Annotated in this window: 1 protein-coding gene; it reads left to right on the top strand. The window is 59.0% G+C overall.

Translation table 11 applies throughout. The features are described from left to right. Positions 1–257 precede the first annotated feature (257 nt). The coding region (locus ACMGDH_RS18240) for a CHC2 zinc finger domain-containing protein (protein WP_436829405.1) at positions 258–502 on the top strand (245 nt) is incomplete at its 3' end.

Here is a 502-nt window from a genome sequence, read left to right as displayed (position 1 = left end):
TGCCCTTGCCCGTGTATTCAAGCTGGGCGTCGATGATGACGAGGGCGGATTTGTCGAGCGCACTCGGATGCAGCGGCGCACCGGCGATCTGGAGCAGCGTTTTCGGGGCGGTAGCCATATTTTCTTGCTTTCGTTGAGTAATCCGGAACCGAGGCCGGACCATAAGGGCTGTGAATAGCCGGGACAATCCGGCTTTCATTGGGGGACGGACCCAGGAAGCCTATATTGATGGTCGGTTGCAGAGGCTGTCCGATTCCATGCGCTTTACGCCCCAATTTCTCGAAGAACTGCGCGCCCGGCTTCCGGTTTCGGAAGTCGTGGGCCGGCGTGTGAAGCTGAGGCGGGCGGGCAAGGAGTACAAGGGACTCTCGCCGTTCAAGCAGGAGAAGACGCCCTCGTTCACGGTGAACGACCAGAAGGGCTTCTATCACTGCTTCGCCTCCGGCAAGCACGGCAACATCTTCGACTTCATCATGGAGACAGAAGGCCTCGGCTTCATCGA

This window comes from Sphingomonas radicis (assembly GCF_051400635.1).
Lineage (GTDB): Bacteria > Pseudomonadota > Alphaproteobacteria > Sphingomonadales > Sphingomonadaceae > Sphingomonas.
Note: the sequence above shows the minus strand (reverse complement) of the source record. Positions and strands in the feature narration are given on the sequence as shown.